Origin of the sequence: Psychrobacter sp. 72-O-c (assembly GCF_904846605.1) — a bacterium.
GTDB lineage: Bacteria > Pseudomonadota > Gammaproteobacteria > Pseudomonadales > Moraxellaceae > Psychrobacter.
On record NZ_CAJHBI010000003.1, the window covers coordinates 111,523 to 131,236 of the forward strand.

General features: G+C 41.2%; 15 protein-coding genes. 9 read left to right on the plus strand and 6 right to left on the minus strand.

Going from position 1 to position 19,714, the window contains the following annotated elements; translation table 11 throughout:
• Window positions 1-22: 22 nt before the first annotated feature.
• From JMX97_RS01695 to JMX97_RS01705, 3 genes are read right to left on the minus strand one after another with little or no spacing between them, the layout of a single operon-like run.
• A complete protein-coding gene (locus JMX97_RS01695) occupies window positions 23-931 on the minus strand; it encodes a tetratricopeptide repeat protein (protein ID WP_201554478.1) in 909 nt (302 codons plus the stop codon).
• 21 nt (window positions 932-952) lie between these two features.
• Complete coding sequence (locus JMX97_RS01700; protein WP_201554479.1) at window positions 953-2,347, minus strand: tetratricopeptide repeat protein; 1,395 nt, start codon at window positions 2,345-2,347, stop codon at window positions 953-955.
• A gap of 21 nt (window positions 2,348-2,368) precedes the next feature.
• Window positions 2,369-3,442 (minus strand): SEL1-like repeat protein, encoded by a 1,074-nt coding sequence (locus JMX97_RS01705; protein WP_227671428.1) that lies wholly within the window; start codon window positions 3,440-3,442, stop codon window positions 2,369-2,371.
• Between the two features lie 369 nt (window positions 3,443-3,811).
• Here JMX97_RS01705 and JMX97_RS01710 point away from each other — a divergent pair, with 369 nt between their 5' ends.
• Window positions 3,812-4,180 (plus strand): hypothetical protein, encoded by a 369-nt coding sequence (locus JMX97_RS01710; protein WP_201554480.1) that lies wholly within the window; start codon window positions 3,812-3,814, stop codon window positions 4,178-4,180.
• Window positions 4,181-5,036: 856 nt separating this feature from the next.
• Here the strand turns inward: JMX97_RS01710 and JMX97_RS01715 are convergent.
• Window positions 5,037-8,333, minus strand: coding sequence for a type I restriction endonuclease subunit R (locus JMX97_RS01715; protein WP_201554481.1), 3,297 nt, complete (start codon window positions 8,331-8,333; stop codon window positions 5,037-5,039).
• 320 nt (window positions 8,334-8,653) lie between these two features.
• Between JMX97_RS01715 and JMX97_RS01720 the strand changes: the two genes are divergently transcribed.
• The 3 genes from JMX97_RS01720 (at window position 8,654) to JMX97_RS13980 (ending at window position 9,401) form a co-directional block, all read left to right on the plus strand.
• On the plus strand, window positions 8,654-8,890 hold the full coding sequence (locus tag JMX97_RS01720) for a hypothetical protein (RefSeq protein WP_201554482.1): 237 nt from the start codon (window positions 8,654-8,656) through the stop codon (window positions 8,888-8,890).
• A gap of 120 nt (window positions 8,891-9,010) precedes the next feature.
• A complete protein-coding gene (locus tag JMX97_RS01725) occupies window positions 9,011-9,175 on the plus strand; it encodes a hypothetical protein (protein ID WP_201554483.1) in 165 nt (54 codons plus the stop codon).
• Window positions 9,168-9,401 (plus strand): HNH endonuclease, encoded by a 234-nt coding sequence (locus JMX97_RS13980; protein ID WP_227671430.1) that lies wholly within the window; start codon window positions 9,168-9,170, stop codon window positions 9,399-9,401. Before JMX97_RS01725 ends, JMX97_RS13980 begins: the two co-directional genes overlap by 8 nt.
• An 88-nt stretch (window positions 9,402-9,489) precedes the next feature.
• Here the strand turns inward: JMX97_RS13980 and JMX97_RS01735 are convergent, their stop codons facing one another.
• Both JMX97_RS01735 and JMX97_RS01740 read right to left on the minus strand, forming a co-directional pair.
• Entirely contained in the window at window positions 9,490-10,875 is a 1,386-nt protein-coding gene (locus tag JMX97_RS01735) for a restriction endonuclease subunit S (protein WP_201554494.1), read from the minus strand.
• Window positions 10,875-13,250, minus strand: a complete 2,376-nt coding sequence (locus JMX97_RS01740) for a type I restriction-modification system subunit M (protein ID WP_201554496.1) — start codon at window positions 13,248-13,250, stop codon at window positions 10,875-10,877. Before JMX97_RS01740 ends, JMX97_RS01735 begins: the two co-directional genes overlap by 1 nt.
• Window positions 13,251-13,553: 303 nt before the next feature.
• Between JMX97_RS01740 and JMX97_RS01745 the strand changes: the two genes are divergently transcribed.
• The 5 genes from JMX97_RS01745 (at window position 13,554) to JMX97_RS01765 (ending at window position 19,574) form a co-directional block, all read left to right on the plus strand.
• Complete coding sequence (locus JMX97_RS01745; protein ID WP_201554497.1) at window positions 13,554-13,934, plus strand: hypothetical protein; 381 nt, start codon at window positions 13,554-13,556, stop codon at window positions 13,932-13,934.
• Between the two features lie 390 nt (window positions 13,935-14,324).
• The gene (locus JMX97_RS01750) at window positions 14,325-14,711 is read left to right on the plus strand and encodes a lysozyme inhibitor LprI family protein (RefSeq protein WP_201554506.1); all 387 of its coding nucleotides are present in this window, start codon (window positions 14,325-14,327) and stop codon (window positions 14,709-14,711) included.
• 1,207 nt (window positions 14,712-15,918) lie between these two features.
• Entirely contained in the window at window positions 15,919-17,286 is a 1,368-nt protein-coding gene (locus JMX97_RS01755; protein ID WP_201554508.1) for an amidase family protein, read from the plus strand.
• A gap of 81 nt (window positions 17,287-17,367) precedes the next feature.
• A complete protein-coding gene (locus JMX97_RS01760) occupies window positions 17,368-18,270 on the plus strand; it encodes a polysaccharide deacetylase family protein (RefSeq protein WP_201554510.1) in 903 nt (300 codons plus the stop codon).
• A gap of 341 nt (window positions 18,271-18,611) precedes the next feature.
• Window positions 18,612-19,574, plus strand: coding sequence for a CobW family GTP-binding protein (locus tag JMX97_RS01765; protein ID WP_201554518.1), 963 nt, complete (start codon window positions 18,612-18,614; stop codon window positions 19,572-19,574).
• The last annotated feature ends 140 nt before the right edge of the window (window positions 19,575-19,714 follow it).

Consider the following 19,714-nt stretch of genomic DNA (forward strand, 5'->3'; position numbering starts at 1 on the left):
GAGAAGGTAAAACTAAAAAACCTTACTCATTATAACTATCACAGCCAGCCTGTTCTCTGTTGTCACAATATTTACTAAACCAATCGTTTGCCTTTTTATAATCTTGCTTAACTCCTCTACCATTTGCATATAAAGAGCCAAGACGATATTGAGCATCAGCATCATCTTGATTGGCTGCCTTCAAATACCATTCGCGTGCCTTGGCATAATCCTGACGTACAACTTGACCTTCATCGTACATAAATCCAAGATTGTATTGAGAATCAACGAACCCTTGGTTGGCTGACTTCCTAAACAACTCAATTGCTTTAGCATAATCTTGACGCACACCTTCGCCTTCGGCATATATTATGCCAAGATTATGTTGAGAATTGGCTAATCCTTGGTCAGCCGATTTCTGAAACCATTTAGCTGCCTTAACATAATCCTGATGAACGCCATCGCCATCGGTATACATCATACCAAGATTATGCTGAGCACTAGCTAATCCTTGGTCAGCGGCTTTTTGAAACCATTCAACGGATTTGGCATAATCTTGATGCACGCCATCACCATCGGCATACATCATGCCAAGATTATGTTGAGCACTGTCTAACCCTTGATCAGCTGCTTTTTGAAACCATTTGATTGCTTCAACTGAGTCTTGAGGAATACTAATGCCTTTATAATACATCATTCCAAGATCGTGTTGGGATTTGGCATAACCTTGATCAGCTGCTCTCTGAAACCATTCGACTGCCTCAGTATAGTTACGACTAACACCGCTACCATCCATATACATAAATCCAAGTTCAGACTGAGCTTCGGCATTACCTTGTCCCGCTAAAGCCCTAGTCTCCTCATATTCTGATGAACACGCTGATAATATTATTCCAAACGATAACACCAAAAATATTAATCTATTTATAAAACTTTGCTTAGGTGGATTCATAGTCGTTGATACCCTTAAAAACTAGTTTTGCTTCTGATTTAATATTCGATAATTATCACAGCCAGCTTGAAACTCATTATCACAAGCTTTACCAAACCATTCTTTAGCTTGAAGTTTATTTTGATTAACACCTACTCCTCGGAAGTACATCACACCAAGGTTGTACTGAGCATGCGCTTGTCCTTGTTTAGCCGCCTTTTGTGTCCAGTAGAACCCTTTAGAGTAGTTTTGATGAAGACCTATAGTTTCACCGTATATTACTCCAAGATTACTCTGAGCTAGCACTTCTCCTTGATTTGCTGACTTTTTCAGCAAATCAATAGCTTTACTATAGTCCTGACGGACACCTTCACCGGTATAATATAACCATCCAAGATTATTCTGCCCTAATGCATTATCTTGATCAGCTGATTTCTGATAGAACTTAAATGACTTAGCATAATCTTGAGGAACTCCTTTACCGTTATAATATATTAATCCAAGATTATTCTGAGCTGATGTATTGCCTTGATCAGCTGCCCTTTGATACCAATTAACTGCCTTAACGTAGTTTTGGCTAACTCCTACACCGTCGTTGTACATTCTTCCTAGTAAGTACTGGGCTTCCGCAAGCCCTTGGTCAGCTGCTTTTTGGTACCATTCAGCTGCTTTAAAGTAATCCTGACGAATACCTTGGCCATTGTAGTACATCACACCAAGGTTATTTTGAGCTTCGCTCCGTCCTTGATTAGCTGCCTTTCGATACCATTCAGCCGCTTTAGTATTATTTTGGCTAACGCCTTGACCAATAGCGTACATCAACCCGATATTATGTTGAGATTTTGCGTGTCCTTGATTGGCTGCCTTTTGAAACCACTCGAATGCCTTTACATCATTTTGGCTAACACCTTTGGCTTTATCGTATGACACTCCAAGATTATATTGGGCATGAATATGCCTTTGATTAGCCGCTTTTCGATACCATTCAACGGCTTTAACATCATTTTGATGTACTCCAAGGCCCTTCCTATACGAAACACCAATATTATATTGTGCTGCCGCCTCCCCTTGGTCAGCCGCCTTTTGGTACCATTGAAAGGCTTTCGTAAAGTCCTGCTGAACACCTTGGCCAGCAGCGTACATTGCCCCAATATTATACTGGGCTCTAGCATATCCTTGGTCAGCAGCTTTTTGATACCATTCCAAAGCCTTGGTGTAATCTTGACGAACGCCTTTGCCATAGTTATAGGATATCCCAAGATTAAATTGAGATATCCTATTTCCCAAATCTGCTAGTGCATTTTCTGTAATGAACGATGTTTTAACTTCATTGGTAGCTAAATCTTCTGCTACAGTTGCCCAAGCTGAAACCGTCAGTCCAAACGATAACCCCAAAAATACTAGTCTATGTATAAACAGCTTATCCAGTGATCGCATGGTCTATATCTTCCTCAAAAATCACTTTAACTTCAAATTTAATATTCGGTATTCATCACAGCCCTTCTGGCTACCATTATCGCAGGACTTGCCGTACCACTCTTTTGCTTGAACATTACTTTGACGCACGCCATTACCATGGTAGTAGAAGTTGCCAAGGTTAAGCTGAGCTGAGCTGTCTTGTTGAGCAGCCGCTTTTCTATACCATTCAACTGCCTTAAAGTAATCCTGACGAACACCCTCACCCTCAGAGTATAAAACTCCAAGATTATACTGAGCTGTTGCATGCCCTTGGTCAGCCGCTTTTCTATACCATTCAACTGCTTTAAAGTAATCCTGATGAACACCCTCACTCTGATAGTAGAAATTACCAAGACTATACTGGGCTTCCATAAGTCCTTGGTCAGCTGCCTTTTTATGCCATTCAGCCGCTTTAGTATTATTTTGGCTAACACCTTGACCAATAGCGTACATCAATCCAAGGTTGAATTGAGCGTCAGCATAGCCTTGAGCAGCCGCTTTTCTATACCATTCAACTGCCTTAAAGTAATTCTGACGAACACCATTACCGTTAGAGTATAAGTATGCAAGATTAAATTGAGCGTCAGTATCGCCTTGGTTAGCTGCCTTCTCATACCATTCAATTGCCTTAAAGTAATCTTGACGAACACCATTGCCATTATCGTACATCCATCCAAGATTGAATTGAGCGTCAGCATCACCTTGTTCAGCTGCCTTTTGGTACCATTTAGCTGCCTTAACATAATCCTGACGAACACCATTGCCATTATCGTACATCCATCCAAGATTGAATTGAGCGTCAGCATCACCTTGGTCAGCTAATATCCTAGTGTTTGAATGATCTATAGAGTATGCGTTCGCTTGATTTAACTCTTCTGAGGCACTAAGAACTACCGCTTCAGTTGTAGCTGCTATATTTGCCCCAGCAGAAGCAGCTGTTAACTTATTTTGAGCTGAAACTGACAATTCTGACCAAGCTGTTCCTATTGACCAAGCTGGTACCATCAGTCCAAACGACAAACCTAAAACCATTACCCTACAAATAAAAGTCTGCTTCAATACTCTCGTGATCATCACATTTCCTTTAAAGATACGGAAGTGGCATTTATCTAATACTTAAGGCTTGGACACTATCATATGTGAGCATGTTGTTTGTGATAAAGGTACTAAACCAGACATTTGAGCGCTTAATAAAATTTAATAGCTCATAACTTCTCTTTTTATGATGTTCAAAAATTCAATGAATATCGAAATTTAGGGAATTTATGAACAACTACTGCGCGTAAAGATAGTTTATGAAACGGTACGCGCATAAATCAACTACACAGCTGGAAGCTGGAAGCTGGAAAACATTAAACTTATTAATGTTAAAGTACAGGTTGCTATTAATTCAACACTATAAACTCTCTTTTGTAATATCCAAAAACGCTAACAGGGGGATAAATGAATAAGGCGATTTATTTAATAATATTATTACTTACGGCTTGCCAGCCTATCCAAGATAATAAGGCGGTTATTGATGATGATATAGAAGTAAGTCAATCGCTATGGCAAACTGAAGGGAATGTTACGCCTTACCCATTTACAGTCGATTACGGGAATATTGCTTGTACCATGAATGAGGTTTATTTTTTCCCTACTGATACCGCTAATGATGAGTCACAAATAGGTTTACCAATTAACCGTTTAGCTGAGATTAGTTTGAGGCAAGATAAGATGAAGCCAGCCGTAGCAAATACTATTAAACCCAATGCTGATTTATCAGAGGTTGTCCAAATTGGTTTAGGAGTCTGTAAAAAAGCCCAGTTGTGACTGATTAATAGCGACTTTTGCGACAAGTATCGCGAGGTAAGCATGTTTTGAGAACTCAACCCCATGTGTTAAAAGAGCAAGCTAAGAATAGTATTGATATGTTGTGATAAACATCACAAACAACTACAGGCAATAATAAAGTTTTTAGGCTGTCATGATTGATTATACGAACATCATTCCAAAAGCATGTACCACAGTACATACAAGCAACTATTTATGAAGTGCATAACGATGGATGATAGTCATGCAGAAAAACTAAAGACTATTTATGGTTTTTTGAGAACAGAACTAAAATAAGTTAGTTAACTTTATCTGTTAATTAAGTCCAAGCAAGAACTGCGCAGGAGCTTTTTATTACCAGTATAGGAAGGTGATATATGGAAGAAAAATGGATAGAAGCAAGAAGTTTTAGAACAATGCGATTCTGACAATAGTTAAAACCTCACTGAATTTAACCTTTTTATTGGAAACAGGATAGGCTAAAAACATTGGAAACAGGAAACAAAACCACCCTTTTCTGATTTTGTTTCCAAGCTAAGCTAATGATAATAAAAGTAAAAAACGGAACCGTGGAAACAAAAAAAGCCTGTTTTAGTTTTGCTTCCAAATTGAGGTATATATAGGTAAAAACATGAAGGCAGAGCATCCAAAGGAAACAAAAAACAGGTGAAAATGGGATTTATATGTCATACAAGCGGCAGCCCTAAAAAGCAATAATATCGATGTTTTTTAAGTCTTATTGCTTGGCTTAAAACATATCTTAATTAATATAATTATCGTGAATAACTGCTTAGTCTAGCCTGCCTATTATAAAACGGTTATGCCCTCGCCCTCTCTTTTCTCTAAAACCCCTGACTTATCCCTCAGCACCCAGCTTAGTATCAAGCATTAGTCTAATGAACTTCTTAAACTGATTAGGATTAGACAATAAGTGCATGGTCATGCCTTCATACGCCTCTTGGCTTTCAAACAGCGCATTCATAGCAGCATCGGGATAGCCGCCTAACATGATTTGATCAGGACTGTTCTTATTATTAGCGAACTGCTTTACGACTATCTCGTTTTCAGTCACCTTATCCCAAATGGTATTTTGAAAGTTAACCATATCATTTTCGGTGAAGTCCTCGCCTGCAAACACCTCATTTAACCGTTCAATAATCTGCGATAAAAATGCTTCTTTTTGATCCTTTGGTTTCCCTGTGCCACCACCGCCGCCAGCATCCAGTTGATATTCATTTTTACTTTCTTCTAGCTTTAAGTGTTGCTGATGCAGAATTGAGACGCGGTAATGACTCATAACGATGTTACTTAGATCAACATCATCATCATCATCAAAGCTTTCACGCAGTAGCGGCTGTAGGTTACGCGCATATAGGCTAAGCTTCTCCAGTTCTTTATCGTCATAGTCAACAATTTGCGACATAAACTCATACTGACGTGTGAATGTACCTAAATCCTTTTTAAAGATTTCTAGCTCGTCTTGCTCAAGTTTAAAGCCTTTATAGTCGTTTTCAGCATTGGTCATCAGTACCACATCGCCAGTTTCTTTGGTGCGTTCAAGCATCTCCTTGGCATATTGTGCTTGCTCACGTGCCAGCTTATAGCGCTTCTGCCAACGATCGACCGCTGGCTTGCAGATATTGCTAATGGCGGCATTGGACTTGTGCTTACTATAAAAAGCCGCAACGAACTGCTCAACTTCGTTCTTAGTGAAGATATCACTGTTATCGAGCTTATTATAAAGGTCAAACACCTGATCGGGATCGGACACATCTGCTAAGGCTGCGGTTTCGTAATATGGCTGGAAGGCTGCCAAAATATCTTCAGGGTCATTGAAGAAGTCGAGCACAAATGTGCCACTCTCCGCCTTACCTTTATAGGTACGGTTAAGTCTTGATAACGTCTGTACGCAGTCCACACCCGTCAATTTCTTATCAACGTACATGGCGCACAGCTTTGGCTGATCAAAGCCCGTCTGGAACTTATTAGCTACTAGCATCACTTGATAGTCGTCACTATCAAAAGCTTTACGTAGATCGCGACCTTTTAGCCCAATATTCATATTAAACTCAGTGAACTTATGATCGATTAACGCGCCGCTATCAGGGTCATTGTCATTAAAGCTAACTTCACCTGAGAATGCCACCATCGCACTGATGCCTCGATAGCAGTGCTCGGCAATATAATTATCAAAAGCTAACTTATACCGCACGGCTTCTTTACGTGAACCCGTCACCACCATGGCTTTAGCTTGTCCGCCGAGTAAGCCTTTGATGTTATCGTGAAAGTGCTCAATGATGATTTTGACCTTTTGCGCGATATTATGCTCATGTAGGCGTACCCAGTTATTAAGCTTAATCTTGGCGCGGCGGGCATCGACTTCGTCATCGGCAGCGGCAAGTTTTTGCTTGAGCTGATAAACCACTTTATAATTGGTGTAGTTTTTTAAGACATCTAAGATAAAGCCCTCTTCAATCGCTTGGCGCATTGAATAGACATGGTAAGCGGCTGGCAAGTTATCTTTCGATGCTGGCAAGTCAGAATTAGGCAAACGTCCAAACAGTTCAATAGTTTTTGGCTTAGGCGTGGCAGTAAAGGCATAGTAGCTTAGATTTTCGCTGCTACGGCGCGCGGCAAGCGTGGCATCTAATATAGCATCAAGGCTATCTTCACTAGATAACGGCACGTCATTATCAATACCATTGCTTTGATTACTCTCTATATCGCCAGAGATTAGTACTTCTTTGAGTTGGCGTGCGGTAGAGCCTGTTTGCGATGAATGTGCTTCATCAGCGATGATGGCATAACGACGCGATTTTAGAACACTAGAGTCTTCAATGGCTTTTAATACAAACGGAAAGGTTTGAATGGTCACGATAATGATTGGTTGCGCGTTCACTAATGCTTTGGCAAGCTGCTCAGACTTAGAGCCGTCGCCCTCTTTTTTATTAATCTTACCAACTACCCCATCGGCATGCTCAAACTGATAGATGGTATCTTGGAGCTGGTCATCAAGCACGGTACGGTCGGTAATCACAATCACGGAATGGAATTGCTTATCGCCGTCGCTATTGTATAAAGTCGATAGCTGATGCGCTGTCCATGCGATAGAGTTGGACTTACCTGAACCTGCACTATGCTGAATCAAATACTTATGACCTGCGCCCTCAACAACAGCAGCATTTACTAATTTAGTCACCACATCCCATTGATGATAACGTGGGAACATCATGGTTTCTTTCTTAGACTTGCACCCGATAACGTCCTCTTCTTCTTCGATCTGCAAGTGCATAAAATGCCCAAGGATCGAGAGCAAGTTCTCCGGCGTTAATACCTCATTCCATAGGTAATCAGTGGCATAGCGGCTGCTATCGGTAGGCGTATCATTACCCGCGCCGCCTTCCTTTGTGCCTTTGTTAAAGGGTAAGAAGTAGGTGCTATTACCTGCCAGCCTAGTGGTCATATAGACCTCATACTGACTGACAGCAAAGTGTACCAGTGCGCCACGCTTAAACGTCAGCAGCGGCTCAAGTTTCTTGGTATCCGGGTCTTTTGGCAGGCGTGTACGCTTATATTGAGTAATAGCATTTTGTACCGATTGCTTAAACTCAGACTTTAGCTCCATGGTGACTACGGGCAGCCCATTGACGAATAGCACCACATCAATACGGTTACGTTTAGCGACCATGCCATTACTGTCTTCGCCATCTTTAAGACTAACGTGAGGGCTATACACCACTTCAGGGACGACACGGCAGATATTAGCCTCGTAGCGTGCCATGATCTCAAGGTTGAGGTTATGCTCAGGCTTAAACTGGCATAATGAGAAGCGCGCGTTACGAATCTTTAAACCGTGACGTAAGACGCCAAGCGTGCCATAGGTGCGTGAGGCTTTATCGGTTGAGTTCTCATCGGCCTTATTAAGCTGCTTAACGAGTGCGGTGATAAAGTGGCGCTCAGAGTCGATAGGAAAGGTTCTGCAAAACTTCTCCCACTCTTGCGGCTGGGTGGTTTGCACAAAATCCAGCACATCTTGCTCATATAGCGCGGTCTCCGCTTGGTAGCTTGATGATTGACCTAACTGCCAGCCGTGCGCTTGCATCTGGCTGACGATATCAGCTTGAAAGACATATTCGTAAGTGGTGTCGGTCATAGTCATTTACTTAATTACTTAATGGTTTTAATAAACTTTATATGAAATAAGATAAAAAAGTTACAACCACCAGTATTGTGTTGGATTCTTCTATCGGCTTACATAAATGATAAAGCGCTAATGACAGTCTGGCGCCCCTACGGAAAGATAGCACCCTTTGATAGATGTTCGCAAACTTTGGCTTTAAATAGCATATCTCCTACTAGTACATGTTAATTATCAAAATTTGGCGTAGAATATTCGCAATAAACATTAATAATATTTATGATGTAAGAACAATTCTATTACTTTAGCTTTTGTTAGTTAATCGGAGAATACAAATGAATAAAAAAAATATTGAAATAAAAATTTTAAAAAAAGGGGATGAAGTTTCAGGTGTTTTTAACTATATGGATGGTATGGCAATATCTGTGAAAAGAAAAAAAGGTCATGTTGATATTATACTGCTCAATCAATCAGATGAAGGCTTGCCACAAATTACATCTACTTGGACAATAAGTGAAGGTGATAATGAAGTGGTAGTTAGTAAGGGTGATTTGAAGATCTCTACATTCTGAGGTAGTGAAATGAAATGTAGTAATTGTGGTCAAGAAGGACATAACCGTCGCACATGTCAAGCCTCATCATTAGAGAGCACTGTACCTAGGGACAGAGCCCTTATTTTAAGGCTCGATAATATGACAGAAGATGAACAAAATAGAATGCACTCAGAAATAGTAAAACTAAAGAAAAAAGAAACTTCTGACAGTGTTATTGCTACATTAGTAGAGGGTAAAAGCAGTGAACTTCCAAGTAAGGTAAAAGCTCTACATTCTTTAATAGAAGACCAATATGATGAGTAAAAGTCGACCTTACTCACACATTAAGCAGCAACGTGAAATAAAGAGATTACAAAATCACCTTTGTACCGTCTGTTGGAACACTGAAAAAAAAGAAGCTAGAGGACATCATCTTATACCTTATTCTGAAGATGGTAGCGCTAATATTATTAACTTTGTCACACTATGTGACGACTGCCATAAGAAATATCATAATGGGAAATTAAAAATTGATATATATAGGTTTTGATTTTCACAACAACTATTTAAGATATAGAATGTACATTAACTACCAAAATTTAAATTTAACTATATCTTAAAAATATAAAAACTAAGCCTTATAAAGCTACCAGAACAGGCGCAACCCAGCCTCGAACATCAATCTTGCCCGTAACGGCGGCAGAGATTAAAGCAGTGCGGCGTTCTTGCATGAGTTGAATGGCTTTTTCTGCATTATCGACTAAGTCATTAAACTTACTTTTCATTTCTTCAATGTGTTCAACAATTTCTTTTTGCTCAACTATAGGTGGTAAGGCAAACTGGAAATTATTAATAAAATCTGATGGCACTCTTCTTAATCCACCTGCGCCTGTCATTGCACCTGCACCAAGCTGCATAAATACACTTTCTTGCAAGCGGTAGAGCAAGAATCGATTTAATCCTTCTGCCTCAGTGCGTATTACATATATTTCTGAAGAACCAAAGCCTATGCCATTAACTAAATTGGTAGCAATTGCCATATTTTGGTTTTCAAAACATGGGGTTACTTTAGCAATTAGCACATCGCCATCTTTAAAATATGTATAACCTTGATACACGTCTTTAATTTTTCTTGTCTCATCAAGTATAAGAGTATCAAGCTTTAGTTTTTCCATCGGGATAAAACTACAGCTTTTTTCTAAGCTTGATAAAACTTCCGCTTTGCTGGGTGTTAGCTCAGCGATATACTTTATTTTTGAAACCTCCCAATGCTCCGGCACTTCCCCCAACCACTCCACCCCAGAATCTTTCATCGGTGCGTCAGGATTTAAGCCTTTGGTCACCGCATGACTGATAACGGCTTGGCGCTTTTCTTTTAATAGTTTGATTAAGACTTTTTGTTTTTCGATTAAGGTATCGATTTGGGCGGTTTCGTGGTCAAGGAAGTTGGCGATTTGGGTTTGTTCTTGAAAGAGAGGAAGAGAAAAAGTAAAACTCAGCATATCCGAGACGTTTAAACTAGCTTGGTTTGCCGTGCCATGAGCATTTAAGTCCAGATGGTCTCTATAGACATTAGTTTGTATCAAATAAAATAAGAATAAGTTCTCTAAAGTATTTTTCCTAGGCGAAAAAACTACAGTATTTTGATTTAAAAGACTGTTATTAAGCATTGCTGGTAGCATGCCAATCTGACCAACAGCGCTATTTTTAACATCTGGCGTACTTCCTACAGTACTTATTACTATATCTTCTGCTTTTAATACCGCTTTAGGATAAATTTCAGAAAAATAGGTTGGTAGAAACACATCGGATTGTTGAATAGTCTTATCTTTTATATCACTTGCTTTTACTACTCTTACGCCTGTATCAGTAAAATCGGCTGATTTAAAAGCAACTCCTTTCCTAGTATCTATATAGAGCTTAAGCGGTGAAACAGTCCAATGGCTAGGTACTTTTCCCAACCACTCAACGCCAGAATCTTTATATTCTGCATACTGCTGATATTTCGTCACTGATTCAGCCATTACGAATGCACCTCACCCAATAACTGCATAATCTCCATACTAACCGCATCCAAGTCCGCATCGATATCGGCAAGCGCGCGCGGTGGCTCATAGACATAGAAGTGACGGTTAAACGGTATCTCATAACCCACAATGCCGATCTCTTCATCGATAGCGTCAGTCTTATCGGCATTTATCCACGCATCAGGCACATGTGGCTGCACCTCACGGGCGAAGTAAGCTTCAATTAACTCAGTGGTCGTTACATCAGGATTGAGCGGCACGTTTTCATAATCACGTAGATCGCTGTCTGTCTGGAATTCTACTATTTTAGTGTTGCTAGCTGGATTGGTATATTCAAACGCACCATAGAGCGGATTGGCAACCTTGACCGCTTTTTTGATGACGGGTTCAGCTTCAGGGTTTTTCCACGTGATCGCATCTAGCAGCTGCTTTTTCTCTTTCGTATCTAAGCTGACATCAGTATCTTTTAACGCTTGTTTGAGTACCTTATCAAACTCATTAAAGTCATCGTACTGGCTATCGCCAATGGCGGCTTGCAACGACTTGGCTTTATTCATTAGCTCAAGCTGATCCTGCCATAGCTTGGCATCGAGTACATCTTTGATTTGGCGTTCTTTAAGCTCGCTAAAGTCTGCTTTAATGATGGCGCGCGCATCGACCGTGACCGCTGACAAGTCGCCGTAATTATTATTGTCATTATCAGTAGTCCAGCTACTACCAAAAGCTTCATATAGCGCTGGCATGACCATATCAAATGGTTTGGGCGCATAGCGTAAGCTGTCGATGGCACTGTTAGATAACTGCGCGGATAAACGTAACGGACGCTCAATCGTTAGGCGGCGATAGCCAAACTCATGGGTGTCAAATATCTTACTGGCAAAAGTCTTAGCAGGTTCCGCTTTAGGGTTTGCCGATTGACGACCACGGTTAGATTTAACCTCTTCTGGCTTATCCAGTACTCGTGCGTCGACCACCTCAAAGTCACCAAAGCTGCGGATAATGGTCTTGGCATCCTCATCACTCATCTCATTACGCTTAGAGCCAAGTGACTTACGCATCTTGCTATATAGATTACTACCATCAATCAGCTGCACTTTACCGCGACGCTCGGATGTTTTCTTATTACTTAATATCCAGACATAAGTAGCGATACCAGTGTTATAGAACATATCGTTCGGTAAGGCGATGATAGCTTCAAGCAAGTCCGCTTCAAGGATATAACGGCGAATCTCACTTTCGCCACTACCTGCGCCGCCTGTGAATAGCGGAGAGCCATTTAAGATAATACCGATACGGCTACCGTTGTTTTGGTCTTTAGCATTACTGTCTTGATTGTCATCTTGGCTGCTACTGGTGATAGAACGCATCTTACTCAGTAAGTGCATCAGGAATAGCAACGAGCCATCTGATACACGCGGCAAGCCAGCACCAAAGCGGCCATCAAAGCCTTTTTGCTGGTGTTCATCATTAATCTCACCTGATATCTTTTTCCAATCTACCCCAAACGGCGGATTAGACAGCATGTAGTTAAACTTCTCAGCGACCAGCTGATCACTAGACAAGGTGTTACCCAGCTTAATGTTATCCACCTCTTGCCCTTTGATCAGCATGTCGGCTTTACAGATAGCGTAAGACTCAGGGTTTAGCTCTTGACCATAGGTACGCATTACAGCATCAGGGTTTAGCTCAAGCACATACTCCATACCAGAAGATAAGAAGCCGCCCGTCCCTGCTGTGGGGTCATATATGGTGCGAATAATGCCGTCTTTGGTCAATGCGTCGTCATCTTCCATAAATACTAAAGAAGTGGTCAGGCGCACGATATCACGTGGGGTAAAGTGCTCCCCAGCGGTTTCGTTCGAGCTTTCAGCAAAGCGGCGGATCAGCTCTTCGAACACAAAGCCCATTTCATGATTAGAAATATTTTCAGGGCTAAGATCAGTATTGGCGAATTTTTGTACCACTTTATAAAGCAAGTTGGCATCAGCCAGTTGCCCGACGAACTCTTCAAACTTAAAATGCTCGAATATTTCACGTGCGTCTTTAGAGAAGGATTGAATATAAGTGTTCAAGTTGTCTTTAATATCGCTTTGACCCATCTTACTCAGGTCCATAGGCGAGATATTATAGAACGCATGCTTGCTGGCACGAATAATGAACTTCTCTTGTGCTTCCTCAGACAAACCCATTTCAGCAATACGCTGGCTCTCTGCAACGACGTTTACTTTGGTCTCTTCTAATACGCACTCTAAGCGGCGCAACAGCGTAAATGGCAGGATGATACGACCGTATTGAGATTGCTTAAAGTCACCGCGTAATAGATCAGCGACAGACCAGATGAAAGCCGCTGTTTGAGAGAAATTTTTGGTCATTAGTTCGTCTTATTATTTGTTGAACAAGGATAAATGCTTGGGATTACGGTATAAGTTTGGATTTTTGAGAATACATACAGTAATGAAGAGTGCCGACTTGTGACGGCTATTGTATGATAGTAAGGGTTACCAATGCTAGGACGCAAATCTAATTGATAGGTTTGTTAGATATAAGATGTTTTCTTAACTACTAAAAGAAATCAAGAATAGTGCGTGATCAAAGAATCTTAGGATCGTAAAGTCCACTCGCAACGCCTTCGCACTGAGTTTTTTATACTACTCAAAATAGTAAAAGGCAAAAATATGAATAAGCTAGTTTTCTTAACCTTACTATCACTGACAGCTTGCCAACCCATGCAAGAAATTGATGACGATTTTATAGAAGTAAGTCAGTCTCAATGGGCGGCAATGAACAATATTAACCCTTTCCCATTTACAGTTGAATATGGAGAAATTGCTTGTAGTAGCAATGAGGTTTATTTTTTTCCTAACGACACTGCTAACGATGAGTCGCTAAATGGTTGGCCACTTAATAAGCTAGCTGAAACCAGACTAAAAGAAGCCAAATTCAAACCTACTGTAGCAAATACTATTAAGCCTAATGCTGATTTATCAGAAGCTATTAGAATTGGTTTAGATCATTGTGAAAAGGTCAGATCACAAGTAGCTAGCTTTAACTTTTAGGTCATTATTGTAGCAAAACATGCTTTGGTAAATTAACACCATGTAAGGACTGAGCAAGAGCTTTTCAGTACCAGTATTTGACGGTGATATATGGAATCAAAATAGGTAGAATCCAGAAAAGCAGGAATCAAAACACCCTTTTTTTGTTTTGATTCCAAAATCAAAAACTATCTGTAAGCCAATGAGTATAACGTCTGCAACTGGAATCAAAAACAACCCTTGGAATCAAAAACGATGTAATTCAATAATTTTACCTAATAACTACTTTTAGCGTAAAATAGGGCACGAAAAAAGTTTACAGATGTGTGCGCTTAAGTAATAATATCGTCAGCCACAGTATGAGCTGCTAATGATACAATCAAACAAATATATAAAGTAGAAGGTTAGAACATGCGATTGAATGCGATCTTGAGCAAGATAGGTATTGGGGTTAGTATGTTGGTAAGTTTATCCATTCCAGCATTAGCGGCTAACTATTGCGATAACGCTTACTATCAAGTCGATCTCAATGAATGCACCGCAATTCATTTGTCAGTCGAAGATCGCCAATTGAATAAGTCATATGGTAACTTACAGCCTTTATTGGATAGTAGTGAGAGAAATCAATTAAAATTGGCGCAACGGGCATGGATTAATTTTAGGGATAAGGCTTGTGAGTTTTCTGCAAGAAATCTTAAGGGTGGCAGCGCTTATGTAATGGAGCATAACAGTTGTTTAACTAATTACACACACCAGCGCCGCGTAGAGCTTGACGAAGAGATCGAGCGTATTCAGTAACAAGAATTAAGGGTCTTTACTTAAATAGCAATAAACTTAAAATCTGATTGCTATTGAATAAGTTTTGAATTAAAAAACTATTATTTTATTAACGATACATAATGAATAATTACACCACCCTACCCCAATTATTTTGTAATCACAAAACGTGACTAGCGATAGTTAAATGTTGTACATATTGTTGTGCATACAATAATAATAAAACCCGTAACCCTTATCAATAAAGGTTTATAGCTTAATGATTGAAGCGTGGTGGGCGCACCAATCATTGTATTTAGCAGTAACCTCGCATTACCTAAAGTCGCTCAAACCTTCTGTTTCATTAGCATCATATCTTTATTCATTACTCACCATTACCTATTAGCACCACTACAATGTGGTTAAATTTGTTGTTAAAAATTTTAACTTAGCGTGTAATGTTGTTGATATTTGAGTTTAAGTATATCATTCTTTAATATCTATATTGATAGCGCTGTCTTCATGAAGAAAAGGATTACCAGCATTCAACTGGTTTAGATACGTCATAACTCAATATAGCTTAGACTATTTTTAGTTGCTGATTTCTATCTAAAACTTTAGCCATTTCTGATGAACATGATGGTAGATAAAATCCGCTTTATAAGCTGGCTAGCAATATCCTAGATTCTATTTGCTCTATTAATGTAGGGCGTGTTGAACATTCGACCATAGCACTGACAGCGACTATTTTTTAGGCGATTCAAAGTCAAAAGTATCTAGTTTAGTCATTCTAAGCGGATAGTTTTGGCAAAGTAGCGGCAAAAAAGAGTCCTGTCCCAACTGCGAGCATAGCTCTTGTCTTGCGGACGGGCAAAGCTGTGCTTACTCCGTCCTCAGGGCTGATGCTAAAACTGCCCCATACTGTGTAGCAAATCTAGCTAAGGCATCTGCATTATCGTCGATTTGCATCTTGTCTGGAACACTTTTAGCTATCAGCAGTGCTTATTTGTGAATGTTCAACACGCCCTAGTAAGACAAATATTATATTTAGAAATAAACTTCGGTAGTGACTCGATTTTAATAGTAGCAAAAAGCTTGCTACAGCTGGATTTTATATAGCTCTAATAACCTTTTTTGTATTTAGTACTTTACCTAGTTGATATTATCAAAACTAGGGTTTGACTACAGTCTTCTTTTGACCTATGGTCAATAGTATAGTCTCTGACAAAGTCACCAGATGGAGCGGATTATGAGCAAGATTGGAAAAAGGTCTGTTTCAGCTGCAGACATAGCAGCAAGCCTTGAAAAAGGGAGACTTTGTCCAGTTGAGCTTGTTGAGGAGACGTTCGCTAATATCAAATCTTCTGATCCTTCTATATTTACAGTGCTACTTGAAGAACGGGCGTTTAGAGAAGCTTATGCTTCAAAGCAGCGGCGCCGCGAAGGCAAACAGCTGAGTCCTTGGGACGGCATCCCAGTTGCATGGAAAGACCTCTTTGACATAGAAGGCCGTGTGACAACCGCAGGATCAGTTGTGCTTAGATCCAATGCACCTGCTACTCGTGATGCGGATATTATTGTAAATGCCACTCAAGCCGGGCTTATTTCGATTGGCTGTCTCAACATGACCGAATTTGCCTATTCAGGCCTTGGTCTTAACCCACATTTCGGAACACCCAAAAACCCACATGGTACTGGCCCTGATCGAATCCCTGGAGGTTCATCCTCAGGCTGTGGGGTTGCTGTGGCTCGAGGATTGGTACCACTTGCCATCGGCAGTGATACTGGGGGATCTGTACGCATTCCTGCGGCGCTAAACGGTGTAGTCGGCTATAAAGGTTCTAGCATAGCCTTTCCAAAAGGTGGCGTTTTTCCCTTGTCAGCGACGTTGGATACGCTTGGTCCGCTTGCCGCTGATGTAGAAAGCTGCATTGGTGCCGCACAAATTCTGAACGGACGAGCTGTCGCCATACCCAAACCCACACCCATAAACACACTGAAATTTTTAATTCCTACCAATGTCGTTTTTGATGGTACGCAGGATGCTGTGGTTCACAATTTCGAGGCTTGTGTTCGCGTACTTGAAATGGCAGGGGCCACAGTAATCCGCGGGGTATGCACCGAATTTGACAAAATAAATGCCCTCTCTGCTGAGCATGGCTACTTGACTGGTCCGGAAGCGTTAGATTTGCATTGGGATCTTGTCCATTCTGAAGATGCAGCACGGATGGACCCACGAGTTCTTAATCGCATCTTTGATGCTGGAGAGATGTCGGCGCGGGACTTCATTGTGATTCAGAGAACGCGAGCAAGGTTAATAAAAGAAAACCGCCAAGCTCTAGGTGATCAGATTGTCCTGTTTCCAACAACCCCTGTTACAGCGCCTGAAATTGAGCCGCTTGAAAAAGATGATGATCTGTACCTGCGTACAAACAAATTGATGCTACGTAACACATCGCTCGGTAGCTTTCTGGACTGGTGCGGCGTCGCCTTACCCAATGGCACCGATCAAAAACAAATGCCTACTAGTATTTTGATGTCAATGTCTGGTGGCCAAGAAAGAAAATTGTTAGCAGCTGCTCTTTCCATTGAAAATGCACTAGCCCTAAATTTATAATAGTCATCTACTAAAGGAGTAAAAAAGAGTTAAAAATAATAAAGGAATGAAACACAACTAACACTATCAAAGGAATGAAATATGTCTAAAACAATTATTTGTGGATTCGGTATTGATGTCGACTCAGTAGCAGGATGGATTGGATCATATGGCGGCGGCGAAAGTCCGTCAGACATTCAACGCGGGGTTTGGGCATCAGAAGTTGGCGTACCACGGCTGTTAAAATTATTTAAAAAGTACGATCTACGTACCTCGTTTTTCGTCCCCGGTCATAGTCTCGAAACCTTTCCTGATATTGCCAGAATGATTGTGGATCATGGTCACGAAGTAGGCGCGCATGGTTATCTGCACGAGAACCCTATTGCTATGACCCGTGCACAAGAAGAAGCCGTGATGGAAAAATCCGTTGAGCTCATCGAACAGCTCACTGGTCAAAGTCCACGTGGTTACGTAGCACCATGGTGGGAAATGTCTAAATCTACCCCTGAAATTCTTGCTAAGTATAATTTTAAGTACGACCATAGCCAAGGCTACCGTGATTTCCAGCCCTTCTATGCTCGAGTTGGCGATGATTGGAACGTTATCGACTACTCAAAAACCGCAGAAGAATGGATGCATCCTATGACCCATGGCGACGAGATTGATCTGGTTGAGATTGCTGCCAACTGGTGCGTGGATGATTTACCACCAATGCTGTTCATGAAAAATGTCCCTAACAGCCATGGATTTGTCAATCCACGTGATATCGAGCAAATGTGGCGTGATCAATTCGACTGGGTATATCGAAATATGGATTATGCTGTGTTTCCCTTCACGATTCACCCCGATGTCTCTGGACGTCCACATGTACTCATGATGCTTGAACGTCTGATTGACTACATCAATAGTCATGAAGGTGTCGTCTGGATGCCATTCGAAGATATTGCTACAGATTTCCGAAAACGTTTCCCGTTTGAAGGTGGCAAACGGCCGGAAGTCATCTAAGAGCATAGATCTCGGCGCTACAGCCGCCGAGATCCACTATATGGAGAAGATAAAATGTGTAACGCTTGTGGAAACCCAGCCGCTCCAGGGCACTGGACAGAAGCAGGGGCTCAAAGAGGCGGTATCCGCCTCAGAGCTGTCTTCAATCGGATATCCGTGTTAAAGCGGGTGCTGAAACCTTATGGGTTTTCAGCTTATGCTGATGGTGTGATCCCGCAAATCCAACTTATATGTCCAGGAGGGGCCAGAGTGTTGGTCAACAACTTGACAGAGCTTTGGGCTGAAGTAGAGCGTATCCAAGGTTTTCCAGTAGATCCATTGATCCCAACTGCGCAGTCCTTATGCTGATGCAAGTATCACAAGAAAATCGTCTTGATATCATTCTATTAAGTGGCTATCTGGGTTCGGGTAAAACGACATGGCTGCGTCATGCGCTTTTTACAAAGGTGTTTGGCAATGCTCAGGTCTTTGTTCAAGAAGCAGCCGAACAGCCAATTGATGACTTGCTCCTAGATAAGGCGGTGAGCGTCAGGGTTCTGACTGGAAAGGCAGGAACTCGTGAAGGCAAAGATGAGCTTATATCAGCTCTGCTTGAAGTTGCAGAATATCGAACTAACGGACTGACTATCACTCAGCCAGACACGCTTATCATAGAAACCAGCGGCCTAGCTGATCCCGCTGAGGTCATAGCTGCTATTAGAGAGCACCCGATTCTGATTTACCATTTCGTGCTGAGAGAAACCATCATTATGTCTGACGCATTACATTTCCATGTAGCGCTGAAAAATGATCCTCTGTGTCGTCAGCAAATCCTTTCAGCCGATCGCATCGTTATCTCGAAGTCAGATGAAGTGCCTGCACAGGCTTTATCAAACCTTGTCTCAACTGTGATGAAAATTAACCCCGCTGCAGCAGTTTCCTTATCAACATTCGGTGTCGAAAGTCCTGTGCCGCCGTTACCAACGCCAACAGAGATTTATGAATCCACCCTCGCTAATGTTGGACCACCGACGACTGTTGTTTCACTACCGATTCCCAAAGAAATAGATTGGGTTGAGTTTACAGTCTGGCTCTCGGCGTTGCTGCATGCTCGAGGTGACACGATCTTACGTGTCAAAGGCGTCTTGAACACGGACGAAGGAGCGCTCTTGCTGCAATCTGTTCGCAAAATAATGCAACAACCTGAGATCCTACCTTCCGAAAAAATCGACTCTACGCTTGGTATTATTGTCTTTATAGGAGAAAATATGAGTCAAGATACTTTGCTCGCTTCTATGTCTTCCTTTCTAGAAAAAGGAGGTTAGATGTGATAAGGCTAGGCTGTAATCAGGTAGAAAGAATGCTTGTTCATCTCTGTCCCTTCCCTAGCACTAAGCAAGGTATATCAGCAAACCAAACAATAATGCTGCTAGGTGCATAAAACAGCTAATGTGCTCAATAAACT

Coding starts and splice junctions, on each gene's coding strand:
- JMX97_RS01695 (WP_201554478.1), bottom strand. CDS start 931: ATGAATCCACCTAAGCAAAGTTTTATAAATAGATTAATATTTTTGGTG.
- JMX97_RS01700 (WP_201554479.1), bottom strand. CDS start 2,347: ATGCGATCACTGGATAAGCTGTTTATACATAGACTAGTATTTTTGGGG.
- JMX97_RS01705 (WP_227671428.1), bottom strand. CDS start 3,442: ATGATCACGAGAGTATTGAAGCAGACTTTTATTTGTAGGGTAATGGTT.
- JMX97_RS01710 (WP_201554480.1), top strand. CDS start 3,812: ATGAATAAGGCGATTTATTTAATAATATTATTACTTACGGCTTGCCAG.
- JMX97_RS01715 (WP_201554481.1), bottom strand. CDS start 8,333: ATGACCGACACCACTTACGAATATGTCTTTCAAGCTGATATCGTCAGC.
- JMX97_RS01720 (WP_201554482.1), top strand. CDS start 8,654: ATGAATAAAAAAAATATTGAAATAAAAATTTTAAAAAAAGGGGATGAA.
- JMX97_RS01725 (WP_201554483.1), top strand. CDS start 9,011: ATGACAGAAGATGAACAAAATAGAATGCACTCAGAAATAGTAAAACTA.
- JMX97_RS13980 (WP_227671430.1), top strand. CDS start 9,168: ATGAGTAAAAGTCGACCTTACTCACACATTAAGCAGCAACGTGAAATA.
- JMX97_RS01735 (WP_201554494.1), bottom strand. CDS start 10,875: ATGGCTGAATCAGTGACGAAATATCAGCAGTATGCAGAATATAAAGAT.
- JMX97_RS01740 (WP_201554496.1), bottom strand. CDS start 13,250: ATGACCAAAAATTTCTCTCAAACAGCGGCTTTCATCTGGTCTGTCGCT.
- JMX97_RS01745 (WP_201554497.1), top strand. CDS start 13,554: ATGAATAAGCTAGTTTTCTTAACCTTACTATCACTGACAGCTTGCCAA.
- JMX97_RS01750 (WP_201554506.1), top strand. CDS start 14,325: ATGCGATTGAATGCGATCTTGAGCAAGATAGGTATTGGGGTTAGTATG.
- JMX97_RS01755 (WP_201554508.1), top strand. CDS start 15,919: ATGAGCAAGATTGGAAAAAGGTCTGTTTCAGCTGCAGACATAGCAGCA.
- JMX97_RS01760 (WP_201554510.1), top strand. CDS start 17,368: ATGTCTAAAACAATTATTTGTGGATTCGGTATTGATGTCGACTCAGTA.
- JMX97_RS01765 (WP_201554518.1), top strand. CDS start 18,612: ATGCTGATGCAAGTATCACAAGAAAATCGTCTTGATATCATTCTATTA.